Origin of the sequence: Massilia scottii (genome assembly GCF_030846495.1) — a bacterium.
GTDB classification, from domain to species: domain Bacteria; phylum Pseudomonadota; class Gammaproteobacteria; order Burkholderiales; family Burkholderiaceae_D; genus Telluria_A; species Telluria_A violaceinigra.
This window is the reverse complement of record NZ_JAVCWM010000004.1, coordinates 387,955-403,946: the sequence shown is the minus strand read 5'-3', so window position 1 is coordinate 403,946 and position 15,992 is coordinate 387,955. Positions and strand designations below refer to the sequence as shown.

Annotated in this window: 14 protein-coding genes; 7 read left to right on the top strand and 7 right to left on the bottom strand. The window is 66.0% G+C overall.

The window, feature by feature from the left end:
- From RBA41_RS07835 to RBA41_RS07825, 3 genes are all read right to left on the bottom strand, one after another.
- Positions 1-1,247, bottom strand: a 1,247-nt coding sequence (locus tag RBA41_RS07835) for a Dyp-type peroxidase (RefSeq protein ID WP_306622738.1), incomplete at its 3' end; no start/stop codon positions are given.
- A gap of 66 nt (positions 1,248-1,313) precedes the next feature.
- On the bottom strand, positions 1,314-1,772 hold the full coding sequence (locus RBA41_RS07830) for a hypothetical protein (protein ID WP_306622735.1): 459 nt from the start codon (positions 1,770-1,772) through the stop codon (positions 1,314-1,316).
- Positions 1,773-2,094: 322 nt separating this feature from the next.
- Positions 2,095-2,952, bottom strand: a complete 858-nt coding sequence (locus tag RBA41_RS07825; RefSeq protein ID WP_306622732.1) for an alpha/beta fold hydrolase — start codon at positions 2,950-2,952, stop codon at positions 2,095-2,097.
- Between the two features lie 121 nt (positions 2,953-3,073).
- On the opposite strand from RBA41_RS07825, the gene RBA41_RS07820 reads away from it, so the two are divergent.
- Positions 3,074-3,499: a hypothetical protein gene (locus RBA41_RS07820; RefSeq protein WP_306622729.1), complete on the top strand. Its 426-nt coding sequence runs from the start codon at positions 3,074-3,076 to the stop codon at positions 3,497-3,499.
- 10 nt (positions 3,500-3,509) lie between these two features.
- Here the strand turns inward: RBA41_RS07820 and RBA41_RS07815 are convergent, their stop codons facing one another.
- From RBA41_RS07815 to RBA41_RS07805, 3 genes are all read right to left on the bottom strand, one after another.
- Positions 3,510-4,349 carry a HEAT repeat domain-containing protein gene (locus RBA41_RS07815; RefSeq protein WP_306622728.1) on the bottom strand — a complete coding sequence of 280 codons (840 nt, stop codon included), beginning with the start codon at positions 4,347-4,349 and terminating at the stop codon, positions 3,510-3,512.
- 121 nt (positions 4,350-4,470) lie between these two features.
- Positions 4,471-4,992, bottom strand: coding sequence for a hypothetical protein (locus RBA41_RS07810; RefSeq protein ID WP_306622726.1), 522 nt, complete (start codon positions 4,990-4,992; stop codon positions 4,471-4,473).
- A 208-nt stretch (positions 4,993-5,200) separates the two neighbouring features.
- The gene (locus RBA41_RS07805; protein WP_306622724.1) at positions 5,201-5,674 is read right to left on the bottom strand and encodes a cache domain-containing protein; all 474 of its coding nucleotides are present in this window, start codon (positions 5,672-5,674) and stop codon (positions 5,201-5,203) included.
- A 137-nt stretch (positions 5,675-5,811) separates the two neighbouring features.
- Between RBA41_RS07805 and RBA41_RS07800 the strand changes: the two genes are divergently transcribed.
- Positions 5,812-6,384: a histidine phosphatase family protein gene (locus RBA41_RS07800; protein ID WP_306622722.1), complete on the top strand. Its 573-nt coding sequence runs from the start codon at positions 5,812-5,814 to the stop codon at positions 6,382-6,384.
- Positions 6,385-6,486: 102 nt separating this feature from the next.
- Complete coding sequence (locus RBA41_RS07795; RefSeq protein WP_306622719.1) at positions 6,487-7,197, top strand: penicillin-insensitive murein endopeptidase; 711 nt, start codon at positions 6,487-6,489, stop codon at positions 7,195-7,197.
- On the opposite strand, the gene RBA41_RS07790 is transcribed toward RBA41_RS07795, so the two are convergent.
- Positions 7,194-7,334 (bottom strand): hypothetical protein, encoded by a 141-nt coding sequence (locus tag RBA41_RS07790; protein WP_306622717.1) that lies wholly within the window; start codon positions 7,332-7,334, stop codon positions 7,194-7,196. The two genes, RBA41_RS07795 and RBA41_RS07790, sit on opposite strands and share 4 nt — an antisense overlap.
- 142 nt (positions 7,335-7,476) lie before the next feature.
- On the opposite strand from RBA41_RS07790, the gene RBA41_RS07785 reads away from it, so the two are divergent.
- The 4 genes from RBA41_RS07785 to RBA41_RS07770 are packed head-to-tail and all read left to right on the top strand — an operon-like array spanning position 7,477 to position 15,987.
- Positions 7,477-9,045 (top strand): DUF2138 family protein, encoded by a 1,569-nt coding sequence (locus tag RBA41_RS07785; protein ID WP_306622715.1) that lies wholly within the window; start codon positions 7,477-7,479, stop codon positions 9,043-9,045.
- Complete coding sequence (locus RBA41_RS07780) at positions 9,045-9,710, top strand: DUF1175 domain-containing protein (RefSeq protein ID WP_306622713.1); 666 nt, start codon at positions 9,045-9,047, stop codon at positions 9,708-9,710. Before RBA41_RS07785 ends, RBA41_RS07780 begins: the two co-directional genes overlap by 1 nt.
- Positions 9,707-14,290: an alpha-2-macroglobulin family protein gene (locus tag RBA41_RS07775; RefSeq protein WP_306622710.1), complete on the top strand. Its 4,584-nt coding sequence runs from the start codon at positions 9,707-9,709 to the stop codon at positions 14,288-14,290. Before RBA41_RS07780 ends, RBA41_RS07775 begins: the two co-directional genes overlap by 4 nt.
- Positions 14,290-15,987 carry a DUF2300 domain-containing protein gene (locus RBA41_RS07770; protein WP_306622708.1) on the top strand — a complete coding sequence of 566 codons (1,698 nt, stop codon included), beginning with the start codon at positions 14,290-14,292 and terminating at the stop codon, positions 15,985-15,987. Before RBA41_RS07775 ends, RBA41_RS07770 begins: the two co-directional genes overlap by 1 nt.
- The last annotated feature ends 5 nt before the right edge of the window (positions 15,988-15,992 follow it).

The following is a 15,992-nucleotide window of genomic DNA, read 5'->3' as shown; positions in this document are numbered from 1 at the left end:
GCTAGAACATCCTCGCCGCTGATGTTGTACACGGCATTGCCGGCGGCCGGCCCTTCCGGCCCCGTGGCGGACTTCACAAAGTCCGGCGCCAGGTTCCATTCGCTGCTCAGGAACTCGAACTGGTTGCGGATGCTCGCATTGATGAAGTAGCCGATCAGCCCGCGTGCCTGCTTGTCTGGCCGGGCCGGATCATACTGCGGACCGTAGGGCATCGAGCGCCGCAGTATGCGGTGATGCGTGCTGTCGGTGCCGATCACGGCGGCGTCGCGCGGATTGTTGCGCCGGATATGGGCGCCGATCGGACACTTCAAGCCCAGCGTGTCGTCCCTGGCCGGGTCCGCGCTGATAAAGTCGAAGTTGTTCAGTTCCGCGTCCGGCAGGCGCGTGCCCTGCGCGGCCGGCGCCAGCGTCAGCGGGTTGCCGTTGCGCCAGCGTCCGAGGATTTTCGCGGCCAGCAACTCGGTATCGATGCCCGACTCGGCCGCATAACGCGCCAGCATGGCCTCGAACCCGGCCACATCCTGTTCCAGGATGCGGAAAACGGCATAGCTGCTGTTGGTCGACAGTTCCGCCGGCAGCACACGGTAGGTGCCGCCCGCTGCATTCCGGTGGCCCAGCAGAAATTCACCGGCCGGCACGGGTGGCTGGGCATCGGGCGCATCGCGTTTGCGCGGCGGCGCCCCGATGATCGTCGGCTGGGCGATGCCGTGGCGATAGCCAAAGTGCACGGTGCTGTCCGGGAATTCCGCCCCGTCCTGCGTGTACAACTCCGTCACGCAACCCGCGAACGCCGCGCGCAAGCGGGCCGACACGCTCTCCAGTGCCGCGCCGGACCCGGTCGCCCACATGCTGAGCAGGATATGCACCCGGGCGCCGTCGTGCAAGCCGCCAATCCAGTGCTGCGGCGCGCTCGGTCCCACATCGCCCACTGTGGCGGCGCTGGCCGGATCGGTCGCGCCACGCTGGAACGCCGCGTCGAAGCTGGCCAGCTGTGCCGCGCTGATCCCGAGCGCTGCCAGCCCGGAAGCGCTGAAGCACATGTTGATGAAGACGGCCGGCTTGGGAACGATGCGCCTGGCCGTCGTGATCGCGGGCAGGCCGTTGTCGCCACGCACCAGCGCCGCGATCAGCTTGCCAGCCGCGGCCGCGTCCGTAATCGTGAGCACGAAATGCCGCGCCAGATTCACGCGATAGCCGCGCAGAATCGTGCCCTGCACGTCGTCCAGATCAATGGCAGCATCACTCATCAGGTTCTCCCGTCGCTCCGGCGTTTAACTCGCGCACCTGGATGCCAGCCCGGTGCGCGCGGCAGATCAGATGGCGGCGAGAATGTCCTGCACAGTGTGCTGGTAGGCGGCGTAGAAATAGGTGTTCGGAATATGTTCCGAGACGTTGTTTTCCGCGATAAACGCTTCAAACTCCGCCACATGATCGACGACCGGTGTGAGCGCTGCGCCGCCAACGGCCAGCGACAGCAGCGTGTCGAACTCGGTGCTTAACTGGGCCACGAAGTCATGGATATACTTCTGAAAATCCCCATCAAAGGACGTGATAATTCCAATGACCAGGTTGTCCGACGGCAGAATCGAAAGCAGGTCGGGCTGCAGATTCGGTTGCGACCGGTCGAGCAGGATGAGCCGGGCAAAATGGACAGTGCCGATCGATTCCAGCGCAGCATTGATTTGCGGAAGCAGCAGGGCCAGCCTGGCAACGACGGTAGCGGCGCTTGTGCCAGGAAGTACCGGCGACAGTAAAGTAAGGGGACGGGTCATGATAAGCCTCTTTCATGAAAACCCAGGATGCGCGGCCGGCAGGTTGGCAGCCGCGCCCTGTGTCAGCAAATGATAAGAGAATCCCCGCGCTGGCAAGCCCGTCAGGACGGCGCGCCAGCTTGATTCAGCTTAAATCAAAAGGACCTTGCACGAGGCACACGCCAGTCATTGAATCGAAGCGGCAACTGCCTCAGACGGCAACGCCGCGAAGCAGTTTGTACAGCGTGTGCAGGGGTGGACTCAGTACGCTATCTACGGCGATGCAAAAGGCGGCGTGAGCATGCCGCTTTTTTTGAAAGTTGGACGAACGGTTTGCTAGCCTTCATTCCCCGGACGGCAGCAGCGGTGTCACCATGGCCGCCCAGCCGGCCTGCCAGCAGCACGCATGGCCGTAGCCCGGAACCACAGTGACGCGCGGCCTGGCACCCGCCGGGAAGCGCGCGGCGTACGATGCCAGCACGGCCGGCGGCACCACTTTGTCATCCGCACCCACCCAGTGATGCTGCGGCACGCGCGCCAGTTGCGCGGCGTAGTCGGCCGGATTGAGCGAGCCCGCCAGCGGCGACAGATGCTGCAGGCGCGCCCAGGCAACTGTGTCCAGGTTGGCGGCCACCGTCAGCAGCAGGACCACGTCGGCGCGCCGCGCGGCCAGCAGCGCGGCCACGGCGCCACCGCCGGAATATCCCACCAGGACCAGGCGCCGGGCGCCGTTTCGCGCCATCAGCCGGTCGAGCGCAGCGTTCATGCTGTCGATGACGTGCGGGCTGTAGCGCGCATCGGTCCACACCGCGCTGCGGCAGGCGGCGGGCAGGGCGCCTGCCTGGAACTGGCAAGGCCGCGCCAGATACGCGACGGCGCCGCCGGGATGGCGTAGCGCCAGTTGCAGCGCCACTGGCTGCACCGGCGTCGGATCGGGCGAGACGGTGCCTGCGCTCAGCCACGCATGGCCGTCTCCCTCCACATACACCGTCAGCGTTGCCGAGCGCTGCGCTGCTGCCGGACTCCAGACGGCCAGGTCGAAACCGCCTGACGGAAGCGTGTGCCGTGCCCAGCCAGCCGCGCCCGCCAGTGCGTCGGCTTGCTGAAGGCGCACGGATGGATCGACGACGGCGCAGCCGGCCAGCAGGGCGCCCAGCAGCATGCCTGTCCGGCTGCGCTCAATGATATGATCGAATGACATTGTGTCGCCATGTTTGAATACTGAACGGTCGATTATTGTCGGAACAGGACGTCATTGCCAAGTTCTAAATGTGCCGGTTCAGGGACCGATCGGGCCGGCCTGCCACCATGAATGAGCGAGTATGACGACACCAGAGAATCCCTACACGCCGCCGGCATCGATGCAGGCGCGCCGCGTTTCCGCGCGCCTGCGCCGGCTGGCGTACGCGCTGGCGCTGCCGGTTGCGGCCCACTTGCTGGCGGCGATCATGTACGGCAGCGACTACGTGGCGCTGGCCTCTACCGGTGCGGTATCGAGCATCAATCTGCTTGCGAGTATGGCGGCAAGCCTTTGCTTGTACATCGGTACCCTGAGGCTGCTGCGGGACGCCGAGCGTGGCCGGGCGTTTTTCATCGTTGCCGTCGTTGGGTTCATGATGTCGCTGCGCGGCTGGTGGCCGTTCGGGGGCGCCGCCATGCTCGTCATCAGCGGGATCGGACTGGCGGCCGCCGGCGCCTTGCTCGCGCACTTCTCGCAGCAACAGCTGCGCGACGCGGGACCGCGCTGACCAGCATCGGTCAGGACGGTCCTTGCATGAGCTTGCGCAGATCTTCCAGCGCGTCGTGGCGGCACTCGGCTGCAATGTGCGGCGGCAGGCGGTTCCACTCCTGCAGCTTTTCCACGGCCCGCTGGCGGCAAATGGAGCACGGGTTGGTGCGGTAGACCCATTCGGCAACGCCCGACAACGCGGGCGAGTTGGCACTGCTACAGACTTCTATGGCGCAGCTCCCGAGATTGTGCGCTTCCCAGCCATCAACCGTCTGCCGTTCCAGCGCAGCCAGGATCAGCGTTTCGTCACCGGCCTGATAGTTGTTCTTGAATAGATCGAGTTCTTCGGAATAGTCGCTCGAAAAGCCCGGGTCATTGAGACGTTCGAGTGCCAGTTTCCGAACGCGCGGGTCATTGGTATGCGACAGTGCCACGGCTGCCGCGTTGCGCACGTCGGCCGAGAAGGTCTGCCCCCACACTTGTGCGCGCAGGGCGGCGGCCGCCTCAAGGTCGCCATCTCGTCCCATCAGGCTGGCCAGCTCGCGTTGTTGATCGCCATCGTAGTCATCGATGCCTTGGGACATCGCCGTCAGGATCGCCTCGGCGAAGCGGCCGTATGCTGGCGTCCCTTTGTAGAAGCCGAACACCCAGGCGGCCCGGCTGCCTTCGCACTGGCGGTCGTAGCACTGGTTTTCGAGACAGGCCGCCAGCACCAGGTCTTCAACGCCGTCCAGGCCGTGCTCTTGCACATGCATGACCGTGGCGCCACGGCCATGGCGCAGGGCGACGGCGAACGCGTCGTGGCTGAGGTTTGTCGATTGAATAGGGCGCTCCGGGAAGTTGGCAGGCGTGCTGCATGCATCATCCATTGTAAGTGATGCGTCTCCGCGAGCGCCGATAAGGATGCGGCATGGCGCGCTGAGCGTCCGCTGCACGGTCGGGGAAGTGTGCCTCCCGTCGCCCACAGCGGACGCGTCGCTACCGCCAGGCTTATTTGGCCGGGCAGACGCCGAAGTTAGCCGACTGCTTCGACGGATGGGCGTCGACAGGGCCGACCTTGTTGGTCACATCAGCGAGCGTGATGTGAGACCAGCTTACGCTTTGCAGCACCAGATCCATTTTGCCCGGGCATGGATTTTTGCTCAGTTTTGGCACCTTGAGTGTGATGCAGGCGGACACGGAATTGGTGTACTTGTTCGGCGCGTACGTGGCCGAGGCGGAAACGGTTTCCTTCACGGTCGTTTGCTGGCCTTTAGGGCAGTTGCCACCGTTGTTGCGGCAGGCATACGATGCCACCACCGACGCCTTGGCGGTGTAGGTGACGGACTTATTATTCAGCCCGATTTCTTTGAAGCACACTTTTAAATCGCCAGTTTTCGGATCAATCGCCGAGGTGACCTTCCCGGAGAACTGAGGTTTATACTGGGGATTGGCCTGGGCCGTGCCGAACGCGAAAGAGAGCGCTCCGCATACGGCCAGCATGCGTCCGAAGTGTTTTACTGTGGAATTCATGGTGTTACCCCTTAAAAAGTCCAGCTGTGAGTACTGCTTTACGGCTACCGCGCGCACACGTTTCCGGCGATCAAACGATCAGCCAGACCGTTAGTGCGCGCTTTCAGAGTAGGCCGCTGGAGCAGCAGAACTTTGTCCGGTCTCACACCAGTGGTTGATGAAGGCGATGTCGGGCCATGGCGGCGTTGCCGCGTTCGTCCTGCCGCGCTTATCTGATGTAGACCCCGCCGCACACGACAACGTCCTCGTGCGGCTGGCAATACATTGCCTTGGGTTCGGTCTTTTTGCTCAGGGGATTGGTGAACTTGTACTCTTGCCAGAACGGCGCATTTTTCTTCGCAAGTTCGATGCGTTCGCGCACGAACTCCTTGCCATCGACGTCCTTGATATCCATGAGATTTCGATTGAGCATTTTGAGATTGGCGCCGTGCGCGCGCACCACGCCGTCGGTCCCGTACACGGTGATGTAAAGGTCGCGGTCGGTGAAAGGGCCATCCTTGCGGTTGATCTCGGTATAGGTCTTGTCCCTGCCGTTGGTCTTCATGTACGCAACGGTTTTCTTGACCATCGCCTCGGCCTCCGCCTTGGTGACGAACGGGTCGGCAGTAGCGGGCAGGGCAACTGCACCGTAGATCACTAGTGGCAACAAGGTGCGGACACGCAAGACTGGCAGGATGGACATGGAAATTCCTCTGGAAAAGCGCCCCGGTGGCGCACGGTTCACGCTAGCATCCACGTGGCCGCAACGGTACACTCAGCACTGCTAGTGGCGACATGGCGCGCCGCATCGCCTGGCGGACACCTCACCAGAAAGACCCGATGAAAAAGCACCTGCTCATGTTCCTGGCCTGCCTGGCCATCGCCCGCGCGCATGCGGCCGACGACGCCTTCTGGGACTTGCTGAAAGAGGGCGGGCAGATCGTGCTGATGCGTCACGCCCAGACCGACCCCGGCATCGGCGACCCGCCCGGTTTCCAGTTGGCCGATTGCGCCACCCAGCGCAACCTGTCGGCACCCGGGCGCGCCGACGCCGTTCGCATCGGCGCCCGCTTCCGGCATCACGCCATCCGGGTGGGCGAGGTCATGTCGAGCCACTGGTGCCGCTGCACGGACACGGCGCGCCTGGCGTTCGGCAAGGTCGCTCCATCCGCCATGCTCGATTCGGTCTTCGACGAGCGCGCGCCGGCCACGGTCGACAAGACCAGTGCGCTGATCGCCTGGCTGGCACGCCACCCGCGCGCCGCCGGACGGGGCAACGTGGTGCTGGTCACCCACGCCGTCAACATCCACGCGCTGACCGGCGTATCGCTCAATTCGGGCGAGATGCTCGTCGCCACGCTCGACGGCCGGCGCAGGCTCAAGGTACTGGCGCGCGGCACGCCGGGTCGCTAGGCTTCGCGTGAGAGCCGCCTTGCACAAGCGCGCGCGATGCGCAAGAATGGGACTTTCTTCACAAGGAAGCGGGGCAGGCATGCCCGGCCAGTCGACATGATCATGCCTGTGCATGCTGTATTCATCGCGCTGCTGGCCTTGGGCGCGACCACGCTGGCGGCGCACGCGGCGCCGGCCAGCCAGTGCTTCGGCAGCGTGAGCAAGGGGCGCCTCGACGGCGGGGTCAGACTGCCTGCCGCCGGCCCGAACTTTTCCGCCTACAGCGCCGCGGCCATCGCAGCCGGCCGCACGCATGTGCATGCGACGACGGCGCACGTCATTCTGGCTGCGTACGCGGGCGCGCATGCGTCGCAGCCTTCCGCCAGATATGTGTACGGCGAGACGGGCATGGAGAAGGGCGGTCCCTTCGCGCCGCATAAAACCCATCAGAACGGGCTGTCGGTCGACTTTTTCGTGCCGGTTCGGAATGCGCGCGGCGAGGCGGTATCGCTGCCCAGCAGCCCGCAAAACCGCTACGGCTACGATATCGAATTCGACGCCGCCGGCCGCTACCAGGATTACCGCATCGATTTCGCTGCCTTCGCCGAGCATCTGTACCAGCTCGATGTGGCCGCGAAGGCGCGCGGCGCCGGGCTGGCGTTGGTCATCGTCGACCGCAGCTTCATACCGGCGCTGCTGGCCACCTCACGCGGGCCGTGGCTGCGCAAGCACATGCCGTTCATGAGGGGCAGGCCGTGGGTGCGCCACGACGAGCATTACCATGTCGACTTCAAGCTTGCGTGCGCGCCGCTCGATACCGCTGCGACTCTTTAGTTTCTCGTTGCTGCAAAAACAACGAGCATTTCCCGGATATCTTCCTCGGCCGCCATCGTCATGTGTCCGTTCTGGATGCGGGCGGCGGCGCCGTGTTCGTCCTGGCAAGATCGCGGGCGCAGGGTGCGTTTACTCACGAGCTGTCTCTGAAAACTCACGGCACGGTGGCAACGCATCGCCTCCCGGAATGTTTACTTTCTTCCGTGACATGGAAATGGTACCCTACGCTATTATGCGAAAAACATCATTGCGGCTGCCGCCGGTCACCATCCACACACTATGAACAAGAAAAAGTTGGGAATCATCGCCGCCGGCGTCGCCCTGTGCGCTGCCGCCGTGGCCGGTTATGCCATGTTCGGCTGGAAGCGCCTGGCCCATGGGCAGGGCCTGAACCTGGACCTGTCGCAGCCCGATGCGCTGATCGTCACCCGCAGCCTGTCCTCGCTGCCGCGCGACCTGCTCACCATTCCGCTGGCGCGCGACGTGCTGCGCGAGGATTTCGTGTTTTACTACGAGCAGAACGGCGACAAACTCGGCCTGCAAGGCACCCTGCGCCGCATCGCCTACGAACATGAACTGGGCTGGGGCGACCAGATGATCCGCACGGTGCTCGACGAACCGGCCGACGTGGCTCTATGGCGTGAGGAAGATGGCTCGCTCAAATACTTCGCCATCGCCGTCTCGCGCAACAGCATGACGCGCATGCTCGAACAGGCCGGCAAGGTCGCGCTCAAGGACACGCAGATGAAGCTGGCCGGCGAGATCCGGGTCGACGGCGACAAGGTGCCGGTGTACTCGCTCAATTATGCCCACAAGCGCACCTTGCTGATCGCCGCGCGCGGCACGCGCATGGTGATCCTGTCCGATCCGGGCATGGTGTTCGGCGCCGACGGCAAGGCAAACGGCAAGGCCGAAACGACGGTGGCCGGCCTGCTCGCTGCCGACCCGAAGACGCAGCAAGCGTTCCGCCAGCAGTTCCACCTCGACGCCCAGATCACCGATGGCCACAGCGTGGCGGTCAAGGCCGACGTGCTGGCGTTCGGCTACCAGCCGTTCTTCGGCGCCCTGGACGCGCTGCGTTTCGATTTCAGCAAGGGCCAGTGGCAGACGCGCGCGCTGGTCGACGCCGGCAAGCTGGCCGCCGGCGGCTACGACAACCGCGCCCTGTGGCCGGTCCTGCCGCACAATCCGGCGGCGTGCTTCGCCTTGCCCGCCAACTGGACCGAAATGACATCGGTGCTCGGTGAGGTCGACGCCTCGGCCCTGACGGAGCAGCTGAGCGGCCCGGCCGCGGTCTGCTGGTACGGCAGCTCGCGCCTGTACACGCCGCTGGTGGTGGCCACCCGCAAGGCGGGCGGCAGCGATGAACTGTACGGCACCCTGTTCGCAGCCGCCATCGGCAACAAGAAAAGCGGCGCGGTGCAGAAAACGGCTGGCCCGAACGGCGCTGTTCTCTGGCAGCGAGAAGTGGCAACCGGCATCGGAGCGCAGCATCCGACGCTCGCGGTGAGCGGCCAGACCGTGCTGTTTTCGCCCGACCGCAAGCTGGTCGAGCAGGCGCTGGCCGTGAGCCGCAAGCAGGCCCCGGCGATTGCCGACCGCCTCGCCGATCCATCGCGCACGGTGGGCCTGATCGCGCCCGCGTCGCTGGCGGAGTTGATCCGCAAGGAAGCCTTCGATGCGCTGCCGTCCGCGCGCGAGCCGGTGCTGCGCGCCGCGGCAGACGCGCACCTGGTGCCGCGCCTGAACGCGCTCAAAAAATATCCGTCTTACCGGCTGGTGCTCAAGTCACTGCCCGCCAGCGGCGTGAGCTGGCAGCCGCTGGAATGGCAGGCGCTGGAGAAGTGATGACAGTCACCCGCCGCCAATTGCTTGGCCTTGCCGCCGGCTGCGCCGTACTGCCCTGGGCGCGTGCGCTCACCGGCGCGCCGCTGCCCGACATGCCTGCGTACCTGTCGAAGGCGCAGAGCCGTGCTTTCCAGGCCTGGATGCTGCGCATCGTGAATGCCCAGATGGAGCAGGGCCCGTCGCCGCGCTGGCAGCACCGCGACTGCGCGGGCCTGGTGCGCTTTGCCGTGAACGAGGCACTGACCGTGCACGACGCCAAATGGATGCGCGCCAACGGCATCGGCAGCAACGGCCAGCTGCCGCCCGAACTCGAACTCACGCCGGCCCAGCAAGTCCTGCGCAACCGCTGGGTGCAGACCGGCGGCACGGTCGGGCACTACGTCTCCGCCATCGGCCTGGTTCAAAACAACAGCCGCTTCATCGGGCGCGACCTGAATCAGGCGCAGCCGGGCGACCTGCTGTTTTTCGATCAGGGCGACGAACACCATCTGATGGTGTGGATGGGAGCGCGCATCGCCTACCACACCGGCACCGTCACACCGAACGACAACGGACTGCGTACCGTTGATGTACAACAACTCAAAACCTGGAAGGACACGCGGTGGCAACCAGCGGTCGACAATCCCAACTTTGCCGGCATGTTCCGGCTGGCGTTTTTAACATGAACAATCCAATCACACGCGCCCTGGCGCTGCTGGTGCTGCTGTGCGGCCTGTTGCCCGCGCTCGCGCCAGCCCAGGAAGCCGAAGCGGCCGAGGTTAAACCGGCCGAGGCCAGCACCGCCCCGGGCGGCACTAACTACACCAGTTTCAAGGGCGAGCCCTTTTTCCTGCTGTCCGACGCGGCCTATGGCAGTGGCGAGGTGGCCAAGGTGCGCCTGGAAGTGCCGGGACGCGATTTTGCGCGCTCGAACCTGGAGCAGTACGGCGGCGTCGACGTGCTGGTGTACCGCGTGCCGGAGCCGCTCGAATTCCTGAAGAAGCAGCGCAATCTGCACCGGGTGCAGGTGAACGGCAATTACAGGGGCGAGGGCTTGCTCAATACCCTGACCATGCTGTGGGACCGCTGGTGGAAGCAGTCGCGCATGGCCTGGCGCAAGCTGTTCTCGAACGAGGCGCGTACCGCTGTCACCAGCGCCCAGCCCAAGCTGGCCACCAGCGAAGCGATCACGCGTCCGGTGCCGTTCCGCCAGCAGCCGCAGTACGAGCCGCTCAAGGGTTTCGACCTGGTCGACCGCTTCCGCTATCCGGTCTGGCAGGCGCAGATCATCAAGCCGCCGGCCGGCCTGAAGATGGAAGGCTCGAGCAGCGAGTTCACCGCCAGCAGCGCCGGCAACGTCATGATCCCGGTCGGCCAGCGCAAGCCCGGCCTGTATCTGGTCGAGGCGATCATCGGCGAACACCGCGCCACCACGCTGGTGTTCGTGTCCGATACGATGGCCATCACCAAGGTGTCCGCCAACCAGATGCTGGTGTGGGCCGCGCGCCGCGACAACGGCGCGGCGGTGCCCGATGTCGACGTCACCTGGACCGACGGCAGCGGCGTGCTGCAATCGGGCCGCACGGGCGCCAACGGCGTTGTCTCGCTCGATCGCGGCAGCCCCGAACATACGTATGTGATGGGCGAGGACCGCAGCGGCGGCGTGTTCGTGTCCGAGAATTTTTACTACGACAGCGAAATCTACAACACCAAGGTGTACGCCGTCACCGACCGGCCGCTGTACCGGCCGGGCGACGAAGTGAGCGTCAAGTTCATCGGGCGTGAATTTACGGGTGCGCGCGCTTCGCAGGCAGCTGCGAGCGCGCCGCTGTCGCTCACGGTGTTCGATCCGAACGGCACGCCGCTGCTCACGCAGTCGCTGCAACTGAGCGGCGAGACCGGCAGCGATACGCATTTCCGCCTGCCGGACAACGCCGGCGCGGGCGGCTACGAGCTGCGCTTCACTTACCGCGACACCCAGTATGGGGCGGCCTTCCGCGTGGCCGATTACGTCAAGCCGCACTTCGAGATCAACCTGGTCCCGTCCAAGGCCGACTTCAAGACCGGCGAGGACGTCAAGGGCCGCATCGAACTGCGCTACCCGGACGGCACGCCGGTCGCCAAGGCCGGCCTGTCGCTCACCCTGCGCGCCCAGAAAAACGCCATGGTCGAAGGCGAATTGCGCTACAGCGGCGCGTTCCCGGTCGAACTCAAGACCCAGGAACTGGTCAGCGATGGCAAGGGCAATGTGGACTTCGTGCTGCCGCAGGCCAAAGACCCGTCGCGCTATATCCTCACCGTGCTGGCGTCTGACGGCGCGGCCTACCGCGTCCGCAGCACGACCGAACTGATGATCGAACGATCCGCCAGCCAGTACACGCTCAAGGCGCAGCGCCGCTTCTCGGCCCCTGGCGAGACGGTGCGCTTCGACCTGGCGGCGGAGGGTGCGGCCGGCGCCAAGCCGGTACGGTGGGAGATGATCCAGCTCGAAAAGCAGACCAGAACGGAAGGCGCTTTCGACTCATCCAAGTCCACCTGGGATGTCAGCTTTCCGGCATCCGGCTCGTACCAACTGAGCCTGCGCGACGCCCAGAACAACCTGGTGGGCGGTACCAGCCACTGGGTCAGCGGCCAGGGCCTGGCGGCCACGCCGGGCAGCATCGAGATCGTGCTTGACCATGAACGCTATCGCGCCGGCGACACCGCCGAAGCGCTGATCACCTTTGCCGACCCGGTCGACCAGGCCTTGCTGACGCTGGAACGCGACAAGGTCGAACAGGTCGGCCTCTTGAGCGCCGGCGCCGACTGGATCAAACCGGTGCGTGTGGCGCCGAATCAGTGGCGGGTGCGCATTCCCGTCAAGGACGACTACGGCCCGAACATCACGTTCTCCGTGGCGTACACGCGCAAGGGCGATTTCGTGTTCCAGAACGCCGGCATTCAAATCGTCGAGCCGCGCATCGCGCTGCAGTTCAAGACCGACAAGGAAGTCTATCAGCCGGGCGAGAAGGTCACCATCGACGTCACCGCGCAGATGGACGGCAAACCGGTATCGACGCAGGTCACGCTGGGCGTGGTCGACGAAATGATCTATGTGCTGCAGCCGGAAATCGCCCCCGACATCGGCGACTTCTTCTATCACCCGCGCCGCAACAACGTGCGCACCACGGCCAGCCTGTCGTTCATCAGCTACGACCTGGCCGCCGGCCGCAGCGCAGGCGCCCCCGCGCGCCACAACTACAATGAGCGCGGTGTGAAGGTGCTGGAGCGCCCGCGCCGCGACAATGTCGACACGGCCCTGTGGGCGCCCGCCCTCAAGACCGATGCCGATGGCCGTGCGCGCGTCACCTTCACCATGCCCGACGCGCTGACGCGCTGGCGCATCACCGGCCGCGCGATGGATGCGCAGGGCCGGGTCGGCCAGCGCAGCGCCTATCTGCGCTCCGACAAGGGCTTTTTCGCCAAATGGACCGCGCCGGACTGGATGCGCCAGGGCGACGCGCCGCAGGCGTCGGTAGCGGTGTTCAACCAGACCGCCAGCGAACAGGCCATCGAGGTCACGCTTACCGCCGGCACGGCCGTCAAGACCGAGAAGATCACCGCCCGGCGCGGCGTGAACTACGTGCAGTTCCCGCTGGCTGCGGTAACTGGTCCGATGCGGCTTGAAGTCAGGCAGGGCGGCAAGGTGGTCGATTCGCTCGATACCGACGTGCAGGCGCTGCCTGCCGCGTGGAGCAGCCCGCGCACCCTGAGCGTGCCGCTCACCGGCGCCACGGTGCCCGTCAGCCTGCCGGCGGACGCGCGCAATATCCGCGTTTCGTTCGCCAGCGGCGCGGCCAGCCACTTCGCGCGCATCGCCGATGATCTGATCGAGTATCCATACGGCTGCGTCGAGCAAACGTCGAGCCGCCTGATTCCGCTGGCACTGGGTTTGCAGAACCTCGGCCCCGAAGCGGGTCCGGTCCAGCTGCGCCTTCTGAACACCCTGCAGGCGCAGCGCCTGCGGCTGGTGTCGATGGCCGGTCCCGAGGCGCAATTCGGCTGGTGGGGCAACGCCACGGCCGGCAATTCGCTGATGACGGCCTACGCCTATTACGCCGACTGGTACGCGGCGCGCGCGCTGCGCATCGAGATGCCGCCCGAGCACTGGCAAGGCTTGCTGGCCATGTACGGCAAGGAGGGCCTGAAGGAACCGGTGCTGCACCGCGCGCTGACCTTGTGGCTGGCCCAGGAAATGGGTTTGCCCGTCAAGACGCTGGCATCGGGCCTGGCCGACGAACTGGCAAAAACGAAGCTCGACGCCAAGCCGGCCGCGCTGGCGCCGACCAGCAGCATGCTGCTCACTGCGGAAAGCGGCAACTCGCAGGCGCTGACGCTGGCGCTGCTGTCGGTGATCGCCGCCAACGATGGCGTGGCCATGGCGCCCGAACTGCAGGAGCAGATCGGCGCCGCCTGGACCACGCTGCGCGCCAATCCGGCGCCGCTGGCGCAAGCCTTGCTGATGCTGGGCGGGCAGCTGCCGGCCAGCCAGGCCGATGCCGTCCTGGGCTCGGTACGCGCCGACATGGCGACTTTGGACCGCGCACTGACCCTGGTGTGGGTGCAGAAGAAGCTGGGCGGCCCGCCGGCGGCGAAAGACGCCGGCATCACCCTGGCGGGAACCTGGCAGAAGGGCGCCAGCCCGCTGGGGCAGGCCCTGTTCCGCTGGCAGCCGGCCAAGGGCGTGCCGACCCAGTTGCAACTGGCCGAAGCGCCGCCGGCCAATACCGTCGCCATCATCCAGTACGAAAGCCGCGCCGCCGAAGTGCATTCGCTGCCGGTGCGGATCGAACGGCGCCTGATGCGCATGGAGCAGAAGGATAAGGACTTCACGCCGGTGCCGGTCAAGAACGGCGAGGTCCTGCGCACCGACGCGTTGTACATGGATGAAATCACGCTCACGCCCGCCGCCGGCGCCAAATATCGCTACGGTTTGCTGGAAGTGGCGCTGCCGCCCGGCGCCTCGGTTGAAGCCACCACCTGGGGCATGACGCTCGCCGGTGCGAAGAAGGAACCGCTGGAAGGCGCGCGCCATGAGTCGCGGCGCGAAGGCTACGTGGTGCCGGTCGAACCGCTGGCCGAACCGCTCAAGATTCGCCACCTGCTGCGGTTCGCGCAAAAAGGCAGTTACGTGCTGCCGCCCGCGCGCTACTACCGCATGTACCAGCCTGAAAACAAGGCGCTGGAAGGCGAGGGCAAGACCATGCGCGCGCTGCAGGTCGAGTAATGGCGCCACGACTGTCAAGCTGCTGGGCGTTGGCGCTGGCGATGTGTGCGCCGCTGGCGCAGGCCGCCACGCTCGACGTGGCATGGTGGCGCGACGGCCAGTTGACGGCGCTGCAGCTCGACGAGAACGGCGCCAGCCGCCGCGCCGCCTTCGACGGCGCGCGCCAGGTTCCGCTGGGCAGCCTGTGGAAGCTGTTCGTGTATGTGTACGCGATCGACAAAAAAGTCGCTACACCGGACTACACCTGCGGCGGTCAAAAGAACGAGGAAGTGTATTGCTGCACCGCCGGCAAAAGCATCGGGCGCGATCTGGCGCTGGCGCAGTCGTGCGGCCTGTTCTTCTCGCCCGCGCGCCTGATGCTCACGCGCCGGCCGTGGCAGCAGTACTGGACCGAGCGGCTGGGACGCGCTCCCGCAGGCGAATACGGCTGGCTTGCCGATCCCTCGCACCTGACGCCCGAACGCCTGGTCAGCCTGCGCAGCCTGATGGTGGCGCTGGCCGGCATTCCGGCCGCCAGCCGGGCGCAGGCCGAATCGGCGCTGCTGCATGTGGTGCTGGGGGCACGCGGGGTTAATACCGCCAGCTGGTTCGGCAGCCGCCTGCGCGTGAAGACCTATTCGTGGCACCATCCGCAGCGCACCACCGAGCGCCTGGGTGGCGCGGCCGGCTGGCTGGCCGACGGCACGCCGCTCTGGTTCGGCGGCGCCGACACCAGCAGCCGCATTCTGGAAAAGTGGGCGCCGCGACTGGCCAGCACCTTGCCGGCGGCGGCGCCGCGCGCTGACGCGGGCTGCGTGGTGGTCGACTATTTCGCGCGCTATCCGATCAGGAGCGTGGCTGCCGGGCGGGTCGCCGCCGTGCCGGGATTGTTGAACGGTCCTTACCAGGTGCGTTTCGAGAACGGCCGCAGCCTGGCGTTCTTCAGCCAGGGGGACATGGTGCTGGCGCGTGATCCTGAGGGCCGCACGCGGCTGACGGGGCGTTTCGGTGTCAACGACTACGTGGCGCGCGTGATCGACCGCGAAGGCGGCACGGCGGCGCCGGAGGCGGCCAAGGCGCTGGCGGTGGCGGCGCGCACCTATCTGCAGCAGAACGCGCAGTGGGCCGAGGGCTGCCAGCGTATTGCCGACAGCAGCGCGACGCAGCGCGTCAGTCCGCAGCCGGCCAGCGTGGACGCGCGCGCCATCGCCAACTGGACCGACCAGCTGGTGCTGTCCGGCGTGAATGTGCGCTATCACGCCGATACGGCCTCGAAAGATACGATGGCGTGGAGCCAGGCCGTGGCCCAGGCGGGGCAGGGGATGCGCTTCGACGCGATCCTGGCGTCGGCCTATCCGCGCGCCGACCTGACCACGCTCTCCGGCGGCGACTCGCAGCAGTGCGTGCGCCTGCCAGGCGCCGAAGCGTGGCTGGCGCGCGAACTGCCGCGGTGGGAACGCGTACTGCGCAAGGAAGCGGGCTATGAAACGCCGCTTGAGCTGCCGGCGGTATGCCATCTGGCGCGCGGCACGCCGTATTCGGAGCAGTCGCGCAACCGCATTTATGTGCGCGGTCTGGCCAGCCGTGAAGACCGCATCACCCTGGCGCACGAGTTCCTGCATCTGGGTCTGCGCAATCACCCGCGCGGGCAGGATGAAGCCCTCGTTGAGCGGCTGGCACGGCGCCTTGTCGATACTCGCCTCGAAGCGAGTCAATGAATAAT

Bases quoted from the DNA above. Each gene is read 5' to 3' on its own strand.
- RBA41_RS07830 (WP_306622735.1), bottom strand. From the start codon at position 1,772: ATGACCCGTCCCCTTACTTTACTGTCGCCGGTACTTCCTGGCACAAGC.
- RBA41_RS07825 (WP_306622732.1), bottom strand. From the start codon at position 2,952: ATGTCATTCGATCATATCATTGAGCGCAGCCGGACAGGCATGCTGCTG.
- RBA41_RS07820 (WP_306622729.1), top strand. From the start codon at position 3,074: ATGACGACACCAGAGAATCCCTACACGCCGCCGGCATCGATGCAGGCG.
- RBA41_RS07815 (WP_306622728.1), bottom strand. From the start codon at position 4,349: ATGGATGATGCATGCAGCACGCCTGCCAACTTCCCGGAGCGCCCTATT.
- RBA41_RS07810 (WP_306622726.1), bottom strand. From the start codon at position 4,992: ATGAATTCCACAGTAAAACACTTCGGACGCATGCTGGCCGTATGCGGA.
- RBA41_RS07805 (WP_306622724.1), bottom strand. From the start codon at position 5,674: ATGTCCATCCTGCCAGTCTTGCGTGTCCGCACCTTGTTGCCACTAGTG.
- RBA41_RS07800 (WP_306622722.1), top strand. From the start codon at position 5,812: ATGAAAAAGCACCTGCTCATGTTCCTGGCCTGCCTGGCCATCGCCCGC.
- RBA41_RS07795 (WP_306622719.1), top strand. From the start codon at position 6,487: ATGCCTGTGCATGCTGTATTCATCGCGCTGCTGGCCTTGGGCGCGACC.
- RBA41_RS07785 (WP_306622715.1), top strand. From the start codon at position 7,477: ATGAACAAGAAAAAGTTGGGAATCATCGCCGCCGGCGTCGCCCTGTGC.
- RBA41_RS07780 (WP_306622713.1), top strand. From the start codon at position 9,045: ATGACAGTCACCCGCCGCCAATTGCTTGGCCTTGCCGCCGGCTGCGCC.
- RBA41_RS07775 (WP_306622710.1), top strand. From the start codon at position 9,707: ATGAACAATCCAATCACACGCGCCCTGGCGCTGCTGGTGCTGCTGTGC.
- RBA41_RS07770 (WP_306622708.1), top strand. From the start codon at position 14,290: ATGGCGCCACGACTGTCAAGCTGCTGGGCGTTGGCGCTGGCGATGTGT.